Here is a 19,119-nt window from a genome sequence, read left to right as displayed (position 1 = left end):
GCGATAATTGCCACTCACCTCTACAAATAATATTTAAATGCTCCTGAACAGTGATGTAGCAAGACACGTATGGTGCCAACGAAGAATAAAAATTTATAGCATTCTTATTCAATATAACCGGAATAGTCAGGGGCTGATGTAAATGACCTGAATGAGTGAGAGAGGCTACACCGCCCCTCTCCATCAGCTACTCTTCTTCGTTCCCGCCCTCTTCATACGGGCCAAATGGCTTCGCGGGCAGAACGATATACGTGCCTTCAAACACCGCCCCCGGCGTCTCGTCGCCAAAGATTTCGACCTGCATCTGCACCCGTGCTTTACGTCCGCGCGCCAGACGGTCGAGATCGCCACTTAAGGCACCGAGGTCGGCTACCGCATGAGGTTTACCGCTAATCGGCTTGCTGTAGCGGATATGCGCATCAGCGAGAATAATGGTTCCGCCGAGGTGGCGTTCGCGCAGCATTAGCCAGATAAGCCCCCAACCAGTGAGTGTTGCCAGCGAGAATAAACTCCCGGCAAACAGCGTATGGTGCGGATTCTGATTACCGGTTTCCGGCATGGTGGTGATAAATTTTTGCCCGGTATATTGCTGAATGCGCACGCCCATTTTTTCACTAAGCGGGATGTGTTCATACCACGCCTGTTGCAACTGCGCGCACCAGTCGCCGCGATGCAGAATATCATCCAGAGTGGCGACGGGTTTAATCATCAAAAAATGACGAATCGGCGTGGTGGTTGGTGTGGTGATTTCTCCCTGATTAACGAACCCCAGCTTGGCGAAAAACTCCACCGCGTCTTCACGGGCGCTACAGGTCACGCGCTTAACGCCTTCCTGACGCGCCACCGACTCCAGAGTCATCGCCATCAGCGTTCCTAACCCTTTGTCCTGCACGTCGGGATGAACGGCCATAAAACGGATGGACGCTTCGTTATCGGCATTAATATACAGCCGCCCTACTGCCACCAGATTACCCTGTTCGTCGACGACCATCTGGTGATGCGCCATCGCATCCCACGCGTCGCGTTCCGAACCTTTTGGTTGATGCAAGGGCTTACGCAACATTTCCCAGCGAAACTGATAGTAACGCTCTAATTCTTCTTCTGTTTGTGGAACCCGAAGGTGATACATAGCGATACTCTCTCTTGTTTCCCGTGACAACCCTGGAAGCTGGCTCATACCTGCAACCAGAATGTTACGGGGCCATCATTGACCAGCGATACCTGCATATCCGCAGCGAAGCGTCCTGTTTGCGTGTTCATCTCTTGCTGACGGCAGCGTTCGACGAAATAGTCATATAACGCCTCTGCGCGATCCGGTGATGCGCCTTTGGAGAAACTTGGGCGCATCCCCCGTTCGGTATCTGCGGCGAGGGTAAACTGGGAAACCACCAGCACACTGCCGCCCGCCTGTTGCACGTTGAGATTCATCTTGCCTTCGGCATCGCTGAAGATGCGATAGCCAAGCACGCGCTCGCACAGACGGTTTGCTTTCTGTTCGTCGTCATCCTTTTCGACACCCAATAACACCAAAAGTCCCGCGCCAATTTCGCCCGTCACTTCTCCCTCCACGGTGACGCTGGCACGGGTTACGCGTTGAATTAATGCAATCATGGTTCGTCGTCTTCTTCTTGTTCAGCTGCTTGTTTTAGTTTGCGGTATTCCCCGAGAGTGACAGTAATTTCCGCACCAAGCAAGACGATACACCATGTCCAGTAGACCCAAACAAAGAGAATGGGGATCACCGCCAGCACACCGTAAATGAGCTGATATGAGGGGAACATGGTGATATAAAGCGCGAAACCTTTCTTTCCTGCTTCGAACAGGAGTGCGGCGACAAACGCGCCGACAATCGCGTCGCGATTAGGTACGCGGATAGTAGGAACAATGCTGTACAGCAACCAGAAGGAAATCCACGACAACAGCAACGGAAAAATACGCAGCACGTTGTCGATGACAGTATTGAGATCGCTCGCCCAGCGCAGGGAGAGCAAATAGGAACTGATCGCCAGACTGGCCCCTGCCAGCAGCGGCCCCAGCGTTAAAATCATCCAGTACACGGCAAACGAGTAAATTTTTGGTCGCGCTCGTTTACTGCGCCAGATGGTATTCAACGCGCTATCGATGGAGTACATCAGCAATAACGCCGTGACGATCAGCCCGCACGCCCCAACGGCGGTCATCTTGTTGGAATTGGCAACAAATTGTTCGATATACCGCTGAATAACATCGCCAGTAGCAGGCAGAAAGTTGGCAAAAATAAAGTGACGCAACTGAATGCTGACGTCGGAAAACATGGGAAAAGCGGCGAAAAGCGCAAAAACAACGGCAACCAGCGGCACTAATGAGAGCAACGACACATAGGCAAGGTTACCTGCCAGGGTTGTCATGTTGTCCTCATCAATGCGTTGCCAGAGTAGTTTTAGCCAGGCCCATAGTGGACGGGTACGGTGCCTGGCTTTGTCCTGAATGGTTTTTAGCATAACACCTTCGCGAAATAGTCCGGGATGGTGGTTTTATCTTTCACCAGAATGCTGGTAATGCCTAGCTGATTAGCTCCTTCTATATTATCGGCGTTATCGTCGAAAAAGACCGTATCGCTGGGTGAAAAACCTTCCGCCTGCAAAACATGCTGGTAAATTCGTGCTTCAGGTTTGCGCATCCCCAGATCTTGTGACAGATAGATATGGTCAGCAGCATCACGAATTTCCGGGTATTCTTCCGGCCAGAAGGAGGTATGCAGGCGGTTGGTATTGGAAAGCACCACCACGCGATGCCCCTGCTCACGCAGTTTATGCATGATGGCGATCACTTCCGGGCGCAGCGCGACAAACACCGCCTGCCAGCCGTGGGAAAACTGCTCATAGCTTAGCGGTAGAGCCATCTCATGACACAGCGCCTCTGCGAACGCTTCGTCGCTAATTTCCCCACGCTCATGCTGATGAAACGCCTCGCCCATGTGGAAACTCTTCTTAAGCGTAGCCAGGGGAACACGCGTTAAATCGCTCCAGGCTCCCAGCACGCGGTTAAAGTCGATATCGACAATCACATTACCTAAATCAAAGATATAGAGCATTTTTGCCTCCTTTCGCGCCACAAGAAATTAACTGTAGCGGGAAAGGATGGGTTTGGCTATGTGGTCAGGTATGAAGCAAGGTCAACGGTCACAAAATTCTACGCGTCTTCCTGGGGAAGGATGATTTCAATTTGGCTGTCTTGTAAACGTGATTTTAGCGCAGCGGGCGGCAGCTCGTCGGTAAAGAGCGCAGTGACCTGTGCCACGTTACCAATTTCAACCGCCGCCGAAGCATGATACTTAGTGTGATCGGCGACCAGCAGAATATTTCTCGCGTGCGCCATCATCGTTTTCACCACGTTAGCTTCGTTTACATCAAACTCCATCAACGCGCCATCGCTCTCAATCGCCCCAACGCTTGTTACCAGATAATCAGCCCGAAAATCGGCCACAAAGGAAGCCGCTGAAGGGCCAATGATCCCGCTATTATGAGAGCGCAACGTACCGCCGGGCACCATCACTTCAAAGCGCGGGTTGTGGTACAGAATATGCGCCACACGCAGGCTGTTCGTGATTATCCGCAAATGATTATGGTTAAGTAACGCCCGGGCGACATGTTCGACAGTCGTACCGATGGTGATAAATATTGTCGATCCATCAGGAATATAGTCTGCCACCGCTTCGGCAATCGCTTTTTTCTCTTCAGTTTGCGAAACCTCACGCTGTTCGAACGCCGTATTAACGACGCTGGAGGCCCGACCCGCGCCACCGTGATGGCGCGTGATCAGCCCTTGCTCGCTTAATTTACGAATATCCCGGCGGACCGTCTGCGTGGAAACATCCAGCAGATTTGCCAGCTCATCAATATTCATATACCCACGCTCGGCGATCAGCATGAGGAGTTGGTCGTGCCGCGGGTTACCGGTCAGTTCGGTAAGGCTCATGAAAATTCCTCGAAAAACCATCACCCTGGCATTTTATACAAAAAGTGACAAAAAAGATCGGGTTTGATCACAGTCAGGGATCCCGGCACGCCCACCGGGACGCGTGCATTTTAACGCCGCCACACCGCTGGCAAAGCGGACGGAATCCGCTAAATCTCCACCTGTTGCCAGCGCCACCGCCAATGCGCCGTGAAAAACATCGCCCGCACCGGTAGTATCTACCACATCAACTTTGAAAGCTGGCTGATGCTGTCGCCCGCCATTCTCCAGCCAGTCACAGCCTGCACTGCCCTGAGTAACATAGACATGTCCATTTGTGAGCATTTGTGCCTGTTTTAGGGCACTCGCCATCTCTTTCACGCCCGTTAGCCGCGCCAGACCCGGTTCTGAAAAAGCTGCATGATCGCTTAACGCCACCAGCTCACTGATATCCTGCGGCGTAATATCACCGTCCAGCACGGTCATCACGCCCGCCTGCCGCGCCAGAGTGAAGGCTTTTTTCGCGCCGTCATGCCAGCGTACATCTGCCAGCACCACGTCCCACTGAGAGAAATCAATTTCCTCCAACCACTCTGCGTCAGGCAGCAGGTCCGGGCTGGGATAGTTAATGATGATTCGCTCTCCTTTGGCATCCACCATGATGGCGGATTGCGAAGATTTCGCCTGGTTATACCGTTTGGTGTAACGGGTGTTAACGCCCCAGGATTCCAGCTCTGCCAGCAGGCTGTTGCCCGTGTCGTCGTCACCGACGCGACCAATAAAATCGACCTGCGCACCCAGTCTGGCCGCCGCAACTGCTGCTGTAGCCGCTGGCCCGCCGCCAACTTCCGTATAATTTTTTGCCACGTACTTACCGCTCTCCGTCGGCAACCCTTCCACGTAATAGATGCGATCCATCACGGTAATTCCTACACAAGCAACACGAATCATGGTCATTCCTTAAGCATTTTGGGATGCGTTCATTTTAATTTCACCAATTGTTTAAAAAGTGACGGCTGTCAATTTTTTGACGATAAATTACAAATACGATCAAAAACAGACAAACAAGGCATGTCATAAATGACAAAAAGTGACATCACTGTATTCAGGAGAGGGTTATGGCAGCAATCGCGTTTATCGGTTTAGGACAAATGGGTTCGCCAATGGCGAGCAATTTATTGCAGCAAGGGCATCAACTTTGCGTCTTCGATGTGAATGCCGAAGCCGTACAGCATCTGGTAGACAAAGGGGCGACTCCCGCTGCTAACCCAGCGCAGGCCGCTAAAGATACCGAATTTATCATTACCATGTTGCCGAATGGCGATCTGGTGCGCAGCGTGTTGTTCGGTGAAAACGGCATTTGCGAAAGCTTATCTACCGATGCGCTGGTCATTGATATGTCGACCATCCATCCGCTGCAAACCGATAAATTGATTGCCGATATGCAAGCCAAAGGCTTCAGCATGATGGATGTTCCGGTAGGCCGTACTTCTGCAAATGCCATTACCGGTACTCTGTTACTGCTGGCTGGCGGCACCGCTGAACAAGTTGAACGTGCCACGCCGATCCTGATGGCAATGGGCAGTGAGTTGATCAACGCTGGCGGTCCGGGCATGGGGATCCGCGTTAAGCTTATCAACAACTACATGAGCATCGCGCTCAATGCGCTGTCGGCAGAAGCCGCCGTTTTGTGCGAAGCCCTCAATCTTCCCTTCGATGTTGCCATCAAGGTAATGAGCGGTACTGCCGCCGGTAAAGGCCACTTCACCACTTCCTGGCCGAACAAAGTCCTCAGTGGAGATCTTTCTCCCGCCTTCATGATCGATCTTGCCCATAAGGATCTTGGCATCGCCCTCGATGTTGCCAACCAGTTGCATGTGCCGATGCCGCTGGGGGCCGCCTCACGGGAGGTTTATAGCCAGGCGCGCGCAGCGGGTCGAGGTCGCCAGGACTGGTCCGCCATTCTGGAGCAGGTCCGTGTCAGTGCCGGGATGACTGCCAAAGTAAAAATGTAACGACTGGATAAAGGAATAAATGAATGAATAAGTACACCATCAACGACATTACGCGCGCATCGGGCGGTTTTGCCATGCTGGCAGTCGATCAGCGCGAAGCCATGCGCATGATGTTTGCCGCGGCTGGCGCACCCGCTCCAGTAGCCGATAGCGTTTTAACTGATTTCAAAGTTAACGCCGCGAAGGCCCTTTCACCTTATGCATCGGCGATTCTGGTAGATCAACAATTCTGCTACCGCCAGGTGGTTGAGCAAAACGCGATTGCCAAAAGTTGCGCCATGATTGTCGCCGCCGATGAGTTCATCCCTGGCAACGGTATTCCGGTAGATAGCGTAGTCATTGACCGCAAAATCAACCCGCTACAAATCAAACAAGACGGCGGTAAAGCCTTAAAACTGCTGGTGCTGTGGCGTAGCGATGAAGATGCGCAGCAACGCCTGAATATGGTGAAAGAGTTCAACGAACTGTGCCATTCAAACGGTCTGGTGAGCATCATTGAGCCGGTTGTTCGCCCGCCGCGTCGTGGCGATAAATTCGATCGCGAACAAGCGATCATCGATGCCGCCAAAGAACTGGGCGACAGTGGCGCTGACCTCTACAAAGTTGAAATGCCGCTTTATGGCAAAGGTCCGCAACAAGAGCTTCTCAGTGCTTCACAACGTCTGAATGACCATATCAATATGCCGTGGGTGATCCTCTCATCCGGCGTCGACGAAAAACTGTTCCCGCGTGCCGTACGCGTGGCAATGACAGCGGGTGCATCGGGCTTCCTGGCTGGTCGTGCCGTCTGGGCATCGGTTGTCGGTTTACCGGACAACGAGCTGATGCTGCGTGACGTTTGCGCACCGAAATTACAACAACTTGGCGATATCGTCGACGAAATGATGGCTAAACGCCGTTAAGATGAGGATACAAAAATGAAATGGTTTAACACCTTAAGTCACAACCGTTGGCTGGAACAGGAAACCGATCGCATCTTTGATTTTGGTAAAAATTCCGTAGTACCGACTGGCTTTGGCTGGTTAGGCAATAAAGGGCAAATCAAAGAAGAGATGGGCACCCATCTGTGGATCACCGCCCGTATGTTGCACGTGTATTCCGTTGCTGCGGCGATGGGTCGACCTGGCGCTTACTCGTTGGTTGATCATGGTATCAAAGCCATGAACGGCGCACTGCGCGATAAAAAATATGGCGGCTGGTATGCCTGTGTCAATGACGAGGGCGTGGTGGATGCCTCCAAACAGGGCTATCAACATTTCTTTGCCCTGCTGGGTGCCGCCAGTGCCGTCACAACGGGTCACCCGGAAGCGCGTAAGCTGCTCGATTACACCATTGAAATTATCGAGAAATACTTCTGGAGCGAAGAAGAGCAGATGTGCCTGGAATCCTGGGACGAAGCCTTCAGCAAAACCGAAGAGTACCGCGGCGGCAATGCCAATATGCACGCGGTGGAAGCTTTCTTGATTGTTTATGACGTAACGCATGACAAAAAATGGCTGGATCGCGCGATTCGCGTGGCTTCCGTCATTATCCACGACGTCGCCAGAAATAATCATTATCGCGTTAACGAGCACTTCGATACCCAGTGGAATCCGCTGCCGGATTACAACAAAGATAACCCGGCGCACCGCTTCCGCGCATTCGGAGGCACGCCGGGCCACTGGATCGAATGGGGCCGTTTAATGCTGCATATCCACGCTGCCCTGGAAGCCCGTTGCGAACAGCCTCCGGCCTGGTTGCTAGAAGATGCCAAAGGTCTGTTCAACGCTACCGTGCGCGATGCCTGGGCGCCCGATGGTGCCGACGGGATTGTTTATACCGTTGACTGGGAAGGCAAACCGGTGGTCCGCGAACGTGTGCGTTGGCCTATCGTCGAAGCGATGGGTACAGCTTATGCGCTCTACACCGTCACCGGCGATCGCCAGTACGAAACCTGGTATCAGACATGGTGGGACTACTGCATTAAGTACCTGATGGACTACGAAAACGGTTCCTGGTGGCAGGAGCTGGATGCGGACAACAAGGTCACCACCAAAGTCTGGGACGGTAAACAGGATATTTACCACCTGCTGCATTGCCTGGTGATCCCGCGTATCCCGTTAGCACCAGGCCTGGCACCGGCTGTTGCGGCGGGTCTGCTGGACGTGAATGCCAAATAACTGACTGAAAACCCTAACCCTCTCCCCAAAGGGGAGAGGGGACCGCCCGGCGCAGTTTTTTGGTTTGACATCAGCCTCATGGGAGGCTGTATGCCGTTTTTTAATTAAGGTGCCTCGTATGCAAATCACCAACATGCATTGCAGTGGACAAACCGTTTCACTTGCCGCGGGGGATTATCACGCGACTATCGTGACGGTTGGTGCTGGTCTGGCTGAATTAACTTTTCAGGGTTGTCATTTAGTCATCCCGCACAAACCCGAAGAGATGCCGCTGGCGCATCTGGGTAAAGTGCTTATTCCGTGGCCGAACCGGATCGCCAACGGCTGTTACCGCTATCAGGGACAGGAATATCAGTTACCCATTAATGAACATAGTTCAAAAGCCGCTATTCACGGGCTGCTTGCCTGGCGAGACTGGCAAATTAGCGAATTAACCGCCACCAGCGTTACCCTGACAGCTTTTCTACCGCCCAGTTACGGCTATCCGTTTATGCTGGCTTCGCAGGTTGTTTATTCGCTCAATGCTCGCACGGGCCTTTCCGTTGAGATCGCAAGCCAGAATATTGGTACTGTGACCGCACCTTATGGTGTGGGTATTCATCCTTATTTAACCTGCAACTTAACATCTGTTGATGACTATCTTTTCCAGCTTCCGGCAGAACAGGTTTATGCCGTCGATGAGCACGCAAATCCAACAACGCTTCACCCCGTTGATGAGCTGGATTTAAATTTCACGCAGGCGAAAAAAATAGCCGCGACAAAAATCGACCACACCTTTAAAACCGCTAATGATCTGTGGGAAATGACCATTACCCATCCACAGCAGGCGCTGTTGGTGAGTCTTTGTTCCGATCAACCCTGGGTGCAGGTTTATAGCGGCGAAAAATTACAGCGTCAGGGACTGGCAGTTGAACCTATGAGTTGCCCGCCTAACGCCTTTAATTCCGGCACCGATTTATTATTACTGGAACCAGGAAAAACGCATCGCCTGTTTTTTAATATTCACGGGCAGCACAATTAATTTCATTAAGAAAAAAACGAGATCATTGTTTAGGGTTGTATTTACACAACAGGAAATATTATGGACTTTTTTACGTTATTTTCGCCAGATGGGGCCATGCTGGAAACAAACGTGGTATGTATCGTTATCGCGTTGATGTTTCTTTATACCTTTGTGGGGATATGCGCGGGATTTGGTGGCGGTTTAACCACCATGCCACTCGTCACGTTAATGCTCCCCGTAAAAATGGCAACACCACTTTCGGTAATTGTCGGCACCGCAACCGCCTTGTACGCCACCTGGCTGTCACGTAAAGAAACGGATTGGCGATCGGCAATGGTACTGATTATTTTCTCGTTTCTGGGAATACCCGTCGGTTTATATGCGCTGTCGTATTTACCCGACCATTTTATGAAAGTGGGCTTAGGCGGATTCCTTATCCTTTACTCGTTTTACAGCATGTTTATTCCTCGCCTGCCGATTTATGACCGTAACTGGATCGCCGCACCTATCGGCGCAGTAGCTGGTGCATTAGGTGCGGCGTTCTCAACCAACGGACCGCCGATGGTTATCTACGGTATGCTGCGTAACTTAGGCCCGGCGGCATTTCGCGGCACTCTGAACGCTTTCTTCACCGCAAACAACATCGCGGTAATCGGCGGGCTGGCGACCAGCGGAATTTTGACTGTTTCTATCTTTAAACTGGTGCTGTTTTGTATTCCCACCATGATCCTCGGTTCACTGGTTGGACAATATGTGCATAAACGCATTTCAGTCAAAGTGTTCCGTGTGATGGTCTTTTTGTTGCTGATTGCCTCCGGTTCCATGTTGATAAAAGGTGCGTTGGGAATTCCCGCCGCTGCCGCACTTCTGCCTCCGTTTACCTTGTTAGTTATACTGCAACTGGCATTTGGTAAAAAAGTGGCGGCAATCCGCCGAGCTGAAGAAAGTAAATAATCACTTGCGCGGGTTTTAATTTATACCCGCACACATTCTTTGATTAATGAAACCTGTAATAACAGGATGGCATGAAATATTAGTTTTATACTCTATGGAGATTATTTATGGATACGCCACGCCCACAGTTATTAGATTTTCAATTTCATCAGAATAACGACAGTTTTACTCTACGTTTTCAAGACCGTCTTATTTTAATCCATAGCAAAGATAATCCTTGCTTATCGATTGGCTCAGGTATAGCGGATATCGATATGTTCCGCGGTAATTTCAGCATTAAAGATAAATTGCAGGAGAAAATTGCGCTGACCGACGCCATCGTCAGCCAGTCACCGGATGGCTGGTTAATCCATTTCAGCCGTGGTTCTGACATTAGCGCCACGCTGCGTATCTCTGCCGACGATCAGGGCCGTTTATTGCTGGAACTACAAAACGACAACCATCACCATAACCGCATCTGGCTGCGTCTTGCCGCACAACCAGAGGACCATATCTACGGCTGCGGCGAACAGTTTTCCTATTTTGATCTGCGCGGCAAACCGTTCCCGCTATGGACCAGTGAACAAGGCGTTGGTCGCAACAAACAAACCTATGTCACCTGGCAGGCCGACTGCAAAGAGAACGCGGGCGGCGACTATTACTGGACTTTCTTCCCGCAGCCTACTTTTGTCAGCACGCAGAAGTATTACTGCCATGTCGATAACAGCTGCTATATGAACTTCGACTTCAGTGCTCCGGAATACCATGAACTGGCATTGTGGGAAGACAATGCCACCCTGCGTTTTGAATGTGCGGACACATACATCTCCCTGTTGGAAAAATTAACCGCCCTGCTGGGACGCCAGCCAGAACTGCCCGACTGGATTTATGACGGGGTAACGCTCGGTATTCAGGGCGGGACAGATGTATGCCAGAAGAAACTGGACACCATGCGTAACGCGGGCGTGAAGGTCAACGGCATCTGGGCGCAGGACTGGTCCGGGATCCGTATGACCTCTTTTGGCAAACGTGTGATGTGGAACTGGAAGTGGAACAGTGAAAACTACCCACAGTTAGATTCCCGCATCAAGCAATGGAAAGAAGAAGGCGTGCAGTTCCTCGCCTACATCAACCCGTATGTTGCCAGCGATAAAGATCTCTGCGAAGAAGCGGCGCAACATGGCTATCTGGCAAAAGATGCCTCTGGCGGTGACTATCTGGTGGAATTTGGGGAGTTTTACGGCGGCGTTGTCGATTTGACCAATCCTGAAGCATATTCCTGGTTCAAAGAAGTCATCAAGAAAAACATGATCGAATTGGGCTGCGGCGGCTGGATGGCAGATTTTGGCGAATATTTGCCGACCGATACGTATCTGCATAACGGCGTTAGCGCCGAAATTATGCATAACGCCTGGCCCGCACTGTGGGCGAAATGTAACTACGAAGCCCTTGAAGAAACGGGCAAGCTTGGCGAGATCCTTTTCTTTATGCGCGCCGGTTCTACCGGTAGCCAGAAATACTCCACCATGATGTGGGCGGGCGACCAGAACGTCGACTGGAGTCTGGACGATGGCCTGGCGTCGGTTGTTCCGGCGGCGCTCTCGCTGGCGATGACCGGGCATGGCCTGCATCACAGTGACATTGGCGGTTACACCACCCTGTTTGAGATGAAGCGCAGCAAAGAGCTGCTGCTGCGCTGGTGCGATTTCAGCGCCTTCACGCCGATGATGCGCACCCACGAAGGTAACCGTCCTGGCGACAACTGGCAGTTTGACGGCGACGCGGAAACCATCGCCCATTTTGCCCGTATGACCACCGTCTTCACCACCCTGAAACCTTACCTGAAAGAGGCCGTCGCGCTGAATGCGAAGTCCGGCCTGCCGGTTATGCGCCCGCTGTTCCTGCACTACGAAGACGACGCGCAGACCTACACCCTGAAATATCAGTACCTGTTAGGTCGCGACATTCTGGTCGCTCCGGTGCATGAACAAGGCCGCAGCGACTGGACGCTCTATCTGCCGGAGGATAACTGGGTCCACGCCTGGACAGGTGAAGCGTTCCGGGGCGGGGAAGTTACCGTTAATGCGCCCATCGGTAAACCGCCGGTCTTTTATCGCACCGACAGCGAATGGGCGGCACTGTTCGCGTCGTTAAAAAGCATCTAATCACGTCCGCCCGTGGGGAAACTCACGGGCAAAGGGAGAACAACGATGAGTCACATCACAACGGAAGATCCGGCTACTTTACGCCTGCCCTTTAAAGAGAAACTCTCTTACGGTATCGGCGATCTGGCCTCTAACATCCTGCTGGATATCGGCACGCTTTATCTTTTGAAGTTTTATACCGACGTTCTGGGGCTGCCTGGTACCTATGGCGGCATTATCTTTTTGATTTCGAAGTTCTTTACTGCGTTTACCGATATGGGTACCGGCATCATGCTCGATTCCCGACGCAAGATCGGTCCAAAAGGTAAGTTCCGTCCTTTTATTCTGTATGCGTCATTCCCGGTCACCTTACTGGCGATCGCCAACTTTGTCGGCACACCGTTTGATGTCACCGGTAAAACGGTGATGGCCACTATCCTGTTTATGCTCTACGGGCTGTTTTTCAGCATGATGAACTGCTCTTATGGCGCAATGGTCCCCGCTATTACCAAAAACCCCAACGAACGCGCATCACTGGCGGCATGGCGTCAGGGTGGCGCTACATTGGGCCTGCTGCTTTGTACGGTGGGATTCGTGCCGGTTATGAATCTTATCGAGGGTAATCAGCAACTTGGCTATATCTTCGCCGCCACGCTGTTTTCACTGTTCGGCCTGCTGTTTATGTGGATCTGCTACTCGGGCGTGAAAGAGCGTTATGTCGAAACCCAACCTACCAATCCAGCGCAAAAGCCTGGCTTGTTGCAGTCTTTCCGCGCAATTGCGGGTAACCGCCCACTGTTCATTCTGTGTATTGCCAACCTCTGCACCTTAGGGGCGTTTAACGTCAAGCTCGCCATCCAGGTCTATTACACCCAGTACGTACTTAACGATCCCATCCTGTTGTCGTATATGGGATTTTTCAGCATGGGCTGTATTTTCATCGGCGTGTTCCTGATGCCTGGCGCAGTCAGACGTTTTGGTAAGAAGAAGGTCTATATCGGCGGTCTGCTGATCTGGGTGCTGGGCGATCTGCTCAACTATTTCTTCGGCGGCGGCTCGGTCAGCTTTGTGGCGTTCTCCTGCCTGGCGTTCTTCGGCTCAGCGTTTGTTAACAGCCTGAACTGGGCGCTGGTTTCTGACACCGTCGAGTACGGCGAGTGGCGCACCGGCGTTCGTTCGGAAGGAACGGTCTACACCGGCTTCACCTTCTTTCGCAAAGTGTCTCAGGCGCTGGCTGGTTTCTTCCCCGGCTGGATGCTGACGCAAATCGGCTATGTGCCAAACGTGGCGCAGGCTGACCATACCATCGAAGGTTTACGCCAGCTGATCTTCATCTACCCAAGCGCACTGGCGGTAGTCACCATTGTTGCGATGGGTTGCTTCTACAGTCTGAACGAGAAAATGTACGTCCGCATTGTTGAAGAAATAGAAGCCCGTAAACGCACGGCATAAATAATAAACAACGCCCTGCGGGGCGTTATAAGGAGTGATTATGTCTGACCATAATCCACTGACATTAAAACTGAATCTGCGGGAAAAAATCGCTTATGGCATGGGCGACATCGGTTCGAATTTAATGCTTAGCATCGGCACTCTGTATCTCCTCAAATTTTATACCGATGAATTAGGGATGCCTGCTTACTATGGCGGGATTATCTTTCTGGTGGCGAAATTCTTTACCGCGTTTACCGATATGCTCACCGGATTTTTACTCGACTCGCGGAAAAATATTGGGCCTAAAGGCAAATTTCGTCCCTTTATTTTATATGCAGCGGTTCCGGCGGCGTTAATTGCAACGCTCCAGTTTATCGCCACCACTTTTAGTTTGCCGATTAAAACGACGATTGCCACCGCGCTGTTTATGATGTTTGGACTTTCATACAGTCTGATGAACTGCTCGTATGGCGCGATGATCCCAGCAATTACCAAAAACCCCAATGAGCGCGCGCAGCTTGCGGCTTACCGCCAGGGTGGTGCAACCATAGGGCTATTGATTTGTACCGTAGCATTTATTCCATTGCAGTCGCTTTTTTCTGACTCCACTGTCGGTTATGCCTGCGCTGCACTGATGTTCTCCATTGGTGGCTTTATTTTTATGATGCTGTGCTACAGAGGCGTCAAAGAGCATTATGTGGACACGACGCCAACCGGACATAAAGCCAGTATTCTCAAATCTTTTTGCGCGATATTTCGTAATCCGCCATTGCTGGTTTTATGCATTGCTAACCTGTGTACCCTGGCGGCATTTAATATCAAACTGGCAATTCAGGTCTATTACACCCAGTATGTGCTGAATGATATTAATTTATTGTCGTGGATGGGATTCTTCAGTATGGGATGCATCCTCATCGGCGTATTGCTGGTGCCATTAACTGTAAAATGTTTTGGTAAAAAACAGGTTTATTTAGCTGGCATGGTGCTGTGGGCGGTGGGGGATATCCTGAATTATTTCTGGGGCAGTAACTCTTTCACTTTCGTCATGTTCTCTTGTGTCGCCTTTTTTGGTACGGCCTTTGTAAACAGCCTGAACTGGGCGCTGGTACCGGATACCGTAGATTATGGTGAATGGAAAACCGGTATTCGTGCCGAAGGTTCTGTTTATACCGGTTATACCTTCTTTCGTAAAATTTCAGCCGCACTTGCTGGCTTCTTGCCAGGCATTATGCTGACGCAAATCGGTTATGTTCCCAACATCGCGCAAAGCGATGCAACATTACAGGGTTTGCGTCAGCTCATTTTTATTTGGCCTTGTGCGCTGGCGATAATTGCTGCATTGACGATGGGATTCTTTTACACGCTCAATGAAAAACGTTTTGCGTTAATTATTGAGGACATCAACCAACGTAAAAAAAAAGAGATTGAGACAAAAGAAAAAACTGCTTCTGTAACGTTATAAATGTCAATAGCCGCTATTTCCATCCTGATGGGTGGCGGCCCCCCCACGTTAAAAAAATGGACTTATTATGAAAAAGATTAATGCAATAATTTTATTATCTTCTCTGACCTCTGCCTCGGTATTTGCTGGCGCATACGTCGAAAACAGGGAGGCATATAATCTCGCCTCCGATCAGGCAGAAATTATGCTACGTGTAGGTTATAACTTCGATATGGGCGCGGGTATCATGTTAACCAATACCTATAATTTTCAGAGAGAAGATGAGCTTAAACATGGCTACAATGAAATTGAAGGTTGGTATCCTTTATTCAAACCAACCGATAAATTAACCATCCAGCCCGGTGGATTAATTAATGATAAGAGCATCGGTTCGGGTGGCGCAGTGTATCTGGACGTCAACTATAAATTTGTACCATGGTTTAATCTGACAGTGCGAAATCGCTATAACCATAATAACTATAGTTCAACAGATTTGAACGGGGAGCTGGATAATAATGACACCTATGAAATTGGTACCTACTGGAATTTTAAAATCACCGAGAAATTCTCCTATACATTTGAGCCACATTATTTCATACGCGTAAATGACTTTAATAGCAGCAATGGAAAAGATCATCACTGGGAAATCACTAATACCTTCCGTTACCGTATTAATGAACACTGGCTCCCTTATTTCGAATTACGCTGGTTAGATCGTAATATAGAACCATACCACCGCGAGCAAAACCAGATTCGTATCGGGACGAAGTATTTCTTCTGATGTGAAACTGCCGGATGCGGCGTAAACGCCTTATCCGGCCTACGGTTGATACGGTTTTCATTGGCCGGATTAAACACATCCGGCCATTAATCAAGCTTCAGCCGCCAACATCTCTTTCTTACGTTGGCTAATTCGCTTAACCAGCATTACGGAAACCACCGCACCACAGAATGCGAAGCAGGCCATAATGCCAAACACGATTTTGTAGCCAATAATCCCCGGGTTTAAATCCAGAATGTAGCCATACAGACTGAAGCAGAACATCGCCGGGGCGTAACCGATAAAGCTACCCAACGCCATCGCCGCGCCTGTTTTATTTTCAGCAATTTTTGCTTCGCCGATAGGTGCAAAAAATACGGCTCGCTGTGTAAAGACTATCGCGCCAAAGCCTAATGTACAGGCCATCCCTAAATAGACCGGCATACTTTCGTGCGGCAGCATAATCAACAGTACGAGCGCAGCGGTACTGATGATAAAGGTGTAGCATAGATATTTACTCGGCGATTTCAGGATCTTATCTGAAATCATGCCACCAATCGGTCCACCGATCATTTTCAGACAGTATTGGTTAATGATTCCATAAGCCCCCACCAGCGCAACGGGCAGCAGATAGATGTTTTTCAGGAATGGAATGAAGAATGTCAGGCCACAGTAAACCGCGTAAACGAAGAAGACGTTGAAAGCGATAAGCCAGATGGTTTTATCTCTCAGCACCGAAGTCATACTGGTGTTTTGCGATGCTTCGTCTTCTTTTTTCACCTCCACGGACGGTGCCTCTTCTTTGTCATTGAGTACAAAGAAAATGATAACGCCCACGGCAATCACAATAAGGGAATAGAACCAGATACCCGCTTTAAAGCCCAACAAGCCACTGCCAAACCAGGTAAATACTGCCAACGCAGAAAATGCCACCACAGTATCGACAATTCCACGCCCTGTTTCGAAGAAGCCAAACAAACGACCTTGTTGTTCGCTATTGCCCAGTCGACTTACCGACTTGAGCAAGACAGGCCAGTTCATCATGTCGCAGGTAACACCAAATAGCGCCCAGACAAAGAGGATGCCCCAATACCCCGGCATTGTCGTCAAATAAACACCCAGTAATCCTGTCGCAATGAGTGAGAATGACATGGTGTATCTGCGCGGTAGTTTATCGGCAAAATAAATAGACAGAAAAAATCCCACTGTGGTGACAAATGAGTTTACCGACATAGCATTACCAATTTGACCATTGGTCAAATGGAAATATTCCTGCATCGGGATATAAAACGCATCTTTCAACGACGGTAATTTATAAATTGTACCGCCACACAGTGTTAATAGACTAAATAACGCCCATTTCTTTTTCGTGAGCATAACATCCCCTAAGCGATTTTGAAAATCACTGTTCTAAAGGCAATAAGATACCGGCCATTCTTATGGAATGGTTTTTATTAACAGCGGATGAGTTAAAACTTATTAGTGGTTCAGAAGATGGTTTGCCTCTTGTTTGATTTGTTGTAGTACGTTACGCACATGATTTATCTGATTAATTGCATCTTCTTTTTCTTTACGTAACCGCGCATCCAGTAAATGATTTTCTGGCAGTGGTGTTTCACTCATCTGGCGATAAGGGATCCACGGATTATCATCTTCGTCTTCAAAGCGGAACGCCGGAGCATAATAATCAACCTCTTCTTCCAGGCCATATGCCGTCACCTGTGGCTCATCATCACCCAAGCAGATAAGGTGCGTTAATAATTCTTTAAATGGCATATCTCCCTGACCTGAAATACAGGCTTTATGTCCCAGGCCACCTTGTTCTTTAACAATCAAGGCATCTTTGATATGCACCTGAGTAATATGTGGTGCCATCGTTTTTAAAGCGTCTATGGGATGCTCATTCGCATTGATCATATTCGCAAAATCAAACAGTAAGGAAAGTGATTTCATCTCACTGTCTTTGACCAGCGACACCAGTTCATGGCTTTTTAAATCTTCATGCTGTTCGATCGTAAAGGTCAGGCCGCTGTCCCGATATGTTTCCCGAACATAGGCAATATCGTTAGCAATGATCGATAATACGTCGCGCAAATTACCTTCATAACGCGGATAAAAACGTACTGACGATGCCCCAGTTTTCAACGCAATGGCAACGGCTTCGTCAATAGATGCCTTATCTGAGGCACTGGTTTCAATATGAATATCAAGGTTCAGATGGCGGGCTTTATCGCCAAAGGCAGAGAGTTCTTTATCTGCCATATTGCCCAGAGAAAAACGCTCGCCATCCAGAACATGAATTTTGACGCCTCGCAGATTATTTTCACTTGCAATATCAAGTAAATCAGCCGGCAATACTCTTTCCAGCCGCATATTTAAATGAAAAGCGTAGGCATGCAAATAAAGAGGAAGAGTATCGACACGTTGTAGAATCTTTCTTGCGTTATTTATTGTCACCATAAAACACCTACAGATTAATGATGAGATCCACGGCCTCAAATCGCCAATATTCAATATCTATCTGGACAATATTGCCTTGCTGGTCAGCGCGATGTTTTTCAATTAAGATCGCAGGCATGCCCGCTGAACCGCCAAGAAATTTACTGATATCACCCGGCATTCTTACGGGTTTGAAAACCAGTTTTTTTACTACCGTCTCTTTTTGGTAGCATTTTTCCCAGACTGAAGAAAATGAGTGGTTTTCAAGTTGCTCTATAAAACCTGGGGCAACTTCAGGATTAATATATGTTTCGTGATAGAAAACTTTATGTCCTTCCAGCGCCCCCCAGCCGGTAATGCGATAGAGTTCAGTTGATGGCGTCACTGCAACCAGTGGCGCGAGCGTCTCGGGAATGTCGCTGGTACGGCTTTTCTCAGTAAAGCCCCAGGAAGGTTCCCGCCCTTGCTCAATTGCGGCCCGCTGAAAGCTCGCCGACAGCTCCGGACTGTAATTAAATCGCGGCTGAGTCACGAACCACCCTTTACGATCCTTACGGAAAATTTTGGATTCTGCCTCAAGGTTCAGCAACGCCTGGCGTAACGTCATACGTTTAATGCCCAGCAGCTCTCCCAGCTCTCTTTCTGAAGGGAGTTTTCCACCCGGCGTGGTGATGCCATCTTTCAACCACCGATCCAGTTTCTCTTTTGCATTTTCTACGGTGGATTGATTCTCCGCCATTGTTTAATCCTTTTGGTTTAAACCAGATTAGGCATCTTACGCTTACGCCAAAAAAGAAAGCAATTAACAGCGTATGACTTTGCAGATAATTGTGACAAAGCTCTCTATTGACGTAA

The 19,119-nt window shown here is 49.7% G+C and carries 18 protein-coding genes; 9 read left to right on the top strand and 9 right to left on the bottom strand.

Annotated features, from left to right (window positions below):
* Positions 1-187 precede the first annotated feature (187 nt).
* The 6 genes from fabY to yihV all read right to left on the bottom strand — a co-directional run bounded on the left by fabY (position 188) and on the right by yihV (position 4,887).
* Positions 188-1,129: a fatty acid biosynthesis protein FabY gene (fabY, locus tag QUF14_RS23680; protein WP_001297068.1), complete on the bottom strand. Its 942-nt coding sequence runs from the start codon at positions 1,127-1,129 to the stop codon at positions 188-190.
* Between the two features lie 44 nt (positions 1,130-1,173).
* A complete protein-coding gene (gene dtd, locus QUF14_RS23675; RefSeq protein ID WP_000560983.1) occupies positions 1,174-1,611 on the bottom strand; it encodes a D-aminoacyl-tRNA deacylase in 438 nt (145 codons plus the stop codon).
* Positions 1,608-2,480, bottom strand: a complete 873-nt coding sequence (locus tag QUF14_RS23670; RefSeq protein ID WP_000920762.1) for a virulence factor BrkB family protein — start codon at positions 2,478-2,480, stop codon at positions 1,608-1,610. The genes dtd and QUF14_RS23670 overlap by 4 nt, the downstream gene beginning before the upstream one ends.
* Positions 2,474-3,073 (bottom strand): glucose-1-phosphatase, encoded by a 600-nt coding sequence (yihX, locus tag QUF14_RS23665; RefSeq protein ID WP_100733601.1) that lies wholly within the window; start codon positions 3,071-3,073, stop codon positions 2,474-2,476. Before yihX ends, QUF14_RS23670 begins: the two co-directional genes overlap by 7 nt.
* A gap of 98 nt (positions 3,074-3,171) precedes the next feature.
* A complete protein-coding gene (locus tag QUF14_RS23660; RefSeq protein WP_000059678.1) occupies positions 3,172-3,957 on the bottom strand; it encodes a DeoR/GlpR family DNA-binding transcription regulator in 786 nt (261 codons plus the stop codon).
* 33 nt (positions 3,958-3,990) lie between these two features.
* Positions 3,991-4,887, bottom strand: coding sequence for a sulfofructose kinase (gene yihV, locus QUF14_RS23655; protein WP_000621624.1), 897 nt, complete (start codon positions 4,885-4,887; stop codon positions 3,991-3,993).
* Between the two features lie 167 nt (positions 4,888-5,054).
* Between yihV and yihU the strand changes: the two genes are divergently transcribed.
* The 9 genes from yihU to ompL all read left to right on the top strand — a co-directional run bounded on the left by yihU (position 5,055) and on the right by ompL (position 15,846).
* Positions 5,055-5,951: a sulfolactaldehyde 3-reductase gene (yihU, locus tag QUF14_RS23650; protein ID WP_000718880.1), complete on the top strand. Its 897-nt coding sequence runs from the start codon at positions 5,055-5,057 to the stop codon at positions 5,949-5,951.
* A gap of 23 nt (positions 5,952-5,974) precedes the next feature.
* Positions 5,975-6,853: a sulfofructosephosphate aldolase gene (gene yihT / locus QUF14_RS23645; RefSeq protein WP_042002952.1), complete on the top strand. Its 879-nt coding sequence runs from the start codon at positions 5,975-5,977 to the stop codon at positions 6,851-6,853.
* Between the two features lie 15 nt (positions 6,854-6,868).
* Complete coding sequence (yihS, locus tag QUF14_RS23640; RefSeq protein ID WP_000870914.1) at positions 6,869-8,110, top strand: sulfoquinovose isomerase; 1,242 nt, start codon at positions 6,869-6,871, stop codon at positions 8,108-8,110.
* 118 nt (positions 8,111-8,228) lie between these two features.
* Complete coding sequence (locus QUF14_RS23635; protein WP_001167554.1) at positions 8,229-9,131, top strand: aldose-1-epimerase; 903 nt, start codon at positions 8,229-8,231, stop codon at positions 9,129-9,131.
* A gap of 60 nt (positions 9,132-9,191) precedes the next feature.
* Positions 9,192-10,067, top strand: coding sequence for a sulfite exporter TauE/SafE family protein (locus QUF14_RS23630; protein ID WP_000345432.1), 876 nt, complete (start codon positions 9,192-9,194; stop codon positions 10,065-10,067).
* Positions 10,068-10,174: 107 nt separating this feature from the next.
* Positions 10,175-12,211 (top strand): sulfoquinovosidase, encoded by a 2,037-nt coding sequence (gene yihQ / locus QUF14_RS23625; protein ID WP_000380851.1) that lies wholly within the window; start codon positions 10,175-10,177, stop codon positions 12,209-12,211.
* Positions 12,212-12,256: 45 nt separating this feature from the next.
* On the top strand, positions 12,257-13,642 hold the full coding sequence (locus tag QUF14_RS23620; protein ID WP_000018387.1) for an MFS transporter: 1,386 nt from the start codon (positions 12,257-12,259) through the stop codon (positions 13,640-13,642).
* A gap of 40 nt (positions 13,643-13,682) precedes the next feature.
* Positions 13,683-15,086 (top strand): MFS transporter, encoded by a 1,404-nt coding sequence (locus tag QUF14_RS23615; protein ID WP_100733600.1) that lies wholly within the window; start codon positions 13,683-13,685, stop codon positions 15,084-15,086.
* Between the two features lie 67 nt (positions 15,087-15,153).
* On the top strand, positions 15,154-15,846 hold the full coding sequence (gene ompL / locus QUF14_RS23610) for a porin OmpL (protein WP_000723463.1): 693 nt from the start codon (positions 15,154-15,156) through the stop codon (positions 15,844-15,846).
* A gap of 90 nt (positions 15,847-15,936) precedes the next feature.
* On the opposite strand, the gene QUF14_RS23605 is transcribed toward ompL, so the two are convergent.
* From QUF14_RS23605 to QUF14_RS23595, 3 genes are all read right to left on the bottom strand, one after another.
* Positions 15,937-17,202 (bottom strand): MFS transporter, encoded by a 1,266-nt coding sequence (locus QUF14_RS23605; protein ID WP_000956330.1) that lies wholly within the window; start codon positions 17,200-17,202, stop codon positions 15,937-15,939.
* Between the two features lie 102 nt (positions 17,203-17,304).
* Positions 17,305-18,285 carry a sugar phosphate isomerase/epimerase family protein gene (locus QUF14_RS23600; RefSeq protein WP_000256383.1) on the bottom strand — a complete coding sequence of 327 codons (981 nt, stop codon included), beginning with the start codon at positions 18,283-18,285 and terminating at the stop codon, positions 17,305-17,307.
* Between the two features lie 7 nt (positions 18,286-18,292).
* Positions 18,293-19,003, bottom strand: coding sequence for a GntR family transcriptional regulator (locus QUF14_RS23595; RefSeq protein ID WP_000829805.1), 711 nt, complete (start codon positions 19,001-19,003; stop codon positions 18,293-18,295).
* Positions 19,004-19,119 lie beyond the last annotated feature (116 nt).

Origin of the sequence: Escherichia sp. HH091_1A (genome assembly GCF_030295175.1) — a bacterium.
GTDB classification, from domain to species: domain Bacteria; phylum Pseudomonadota; class Gammaproteobacteria; order Enterobacterales; family Enterobacteriaceae; genus Escherichia; species Escherichia coli_F.
The sequence above is the reverse complement of the archived record's forward strand: the minus strand, read 5'-3'. Positions and strand labels throughout refer to the sequence as shown.

Coding starts and splice junctions, on each gene's coding strand:
- fabY (WP_001297068.1), bottom strand. CDS start 1,129: ATGTATCACCTTCGGGTTCCACAAACAGAAGAAGAATTAGAGCGTTAC.
- dtd (WP_000560983.1), bottom strand. CDS start 1,611: ATGATTGCATTAATTCAACGCGTAACCCGTGCCAGCGTCACCGTGGAG.
- QUF14_RS23670 (WP_000920762.1), bottom strand. CDS start 2,480: ATGCTAAAAACCATTCAGGACAAAGCCAGGCACCGTACCCGTCCACTA.
- yihX (WP_100733601.1), bottom strand. CDS start 3,073: ATGCTCTATATCTTTGATTTAGGTAATGTGATTGTCGATATCGACTTT.
- QUF14_RS23660 (WP_000059678.1), bottom strand. CDS start 3,957: ATGAGCCTTACCGAACTGACCGGTAACCCGCGGCACGACCAACTCCTC.
- yihV (WP_000621624.1), bottom strand. CDS start 4,887: ATGATTCGTGTTGCTTGTGTAGGAATTACCGTGATGGATCGCATCTAT.
- yihU (WP_000718880.1), top strand. CDS start 5,055: ATGGCAGCAATCGCGTTTATCGGTTTAGGACAAATGGGTTCGCCAATG.
- yihT (WP_042002952.1), top strand. CDS start 5,975: ATGAATAAGTACACCATCAACGACATTACGCGCGCATCGGGCGGTTTT.
- yihS (WP_000870914.1), top strand. CDS start 6,869: ATGAAATGGTTTAACACCTTAAGTCACAACCGTTGGCTGGAACAGGAA.
- QUF14_RS23635 (WP_001167554.1), top strand. CDS start 8,229: ATGCAAATCACCAACATGCATTGCAGTGGACAAACCGTTTCACTTGCC.
- QUF14_RS23630 (WP_000345432.1), top strand. CDS start 9,192: ATGGACTTTTTTACGTTATTTTCGCCAGATGGGGCCATGCTGGAAACA.
- yihQ (WP_000380851.1), top strand. CDS start 10,175: ATGGATACGCCACGCCCACAGTTATTAGATTTTCAATTTCATCAGAAT.
- QUF14_RS23620 (WP_000018387.1), top strand. CDS start 12,257: ATGAGTCACATCACAACGGAAGATCCGGCTACTTTACGCCTGCCCTTT.
- QUF14_RS23615 (WP_100733600.1), top strand. CDS start 13,683: ATGTCTGACCATAATCCACTGACATTAAAACTGAATCTGCGGGAAAAA.
- ompL (WP_000723463.1), top strand. CDS start 15,154: ATGAAAAAGATTAATGCAATAATTTTATTATCTTCTCTGACCTCTGCC.
- QUF14_RS23605 (WP_000956330.1), bottom strand. CDS start 17,202: ATGCTCACGAAAAAGAAATGGGCGTTATTTAGTCTATTAACACTGTGT.
- QUF14_RS23600 (WP_000256383.1), bottom strand. CDS start 18,285: ATGGTGACAATAAATAACGCAAGAAAGATTCTACAACGTGTCGATACT.
- QUF14_RS23595 (WP_000829805.1), bottom strand. CDS start 19,003: ATGGCGGAGAATCAATCCACCGTAGAAAATGCAAAAGAGAAACTGGAT.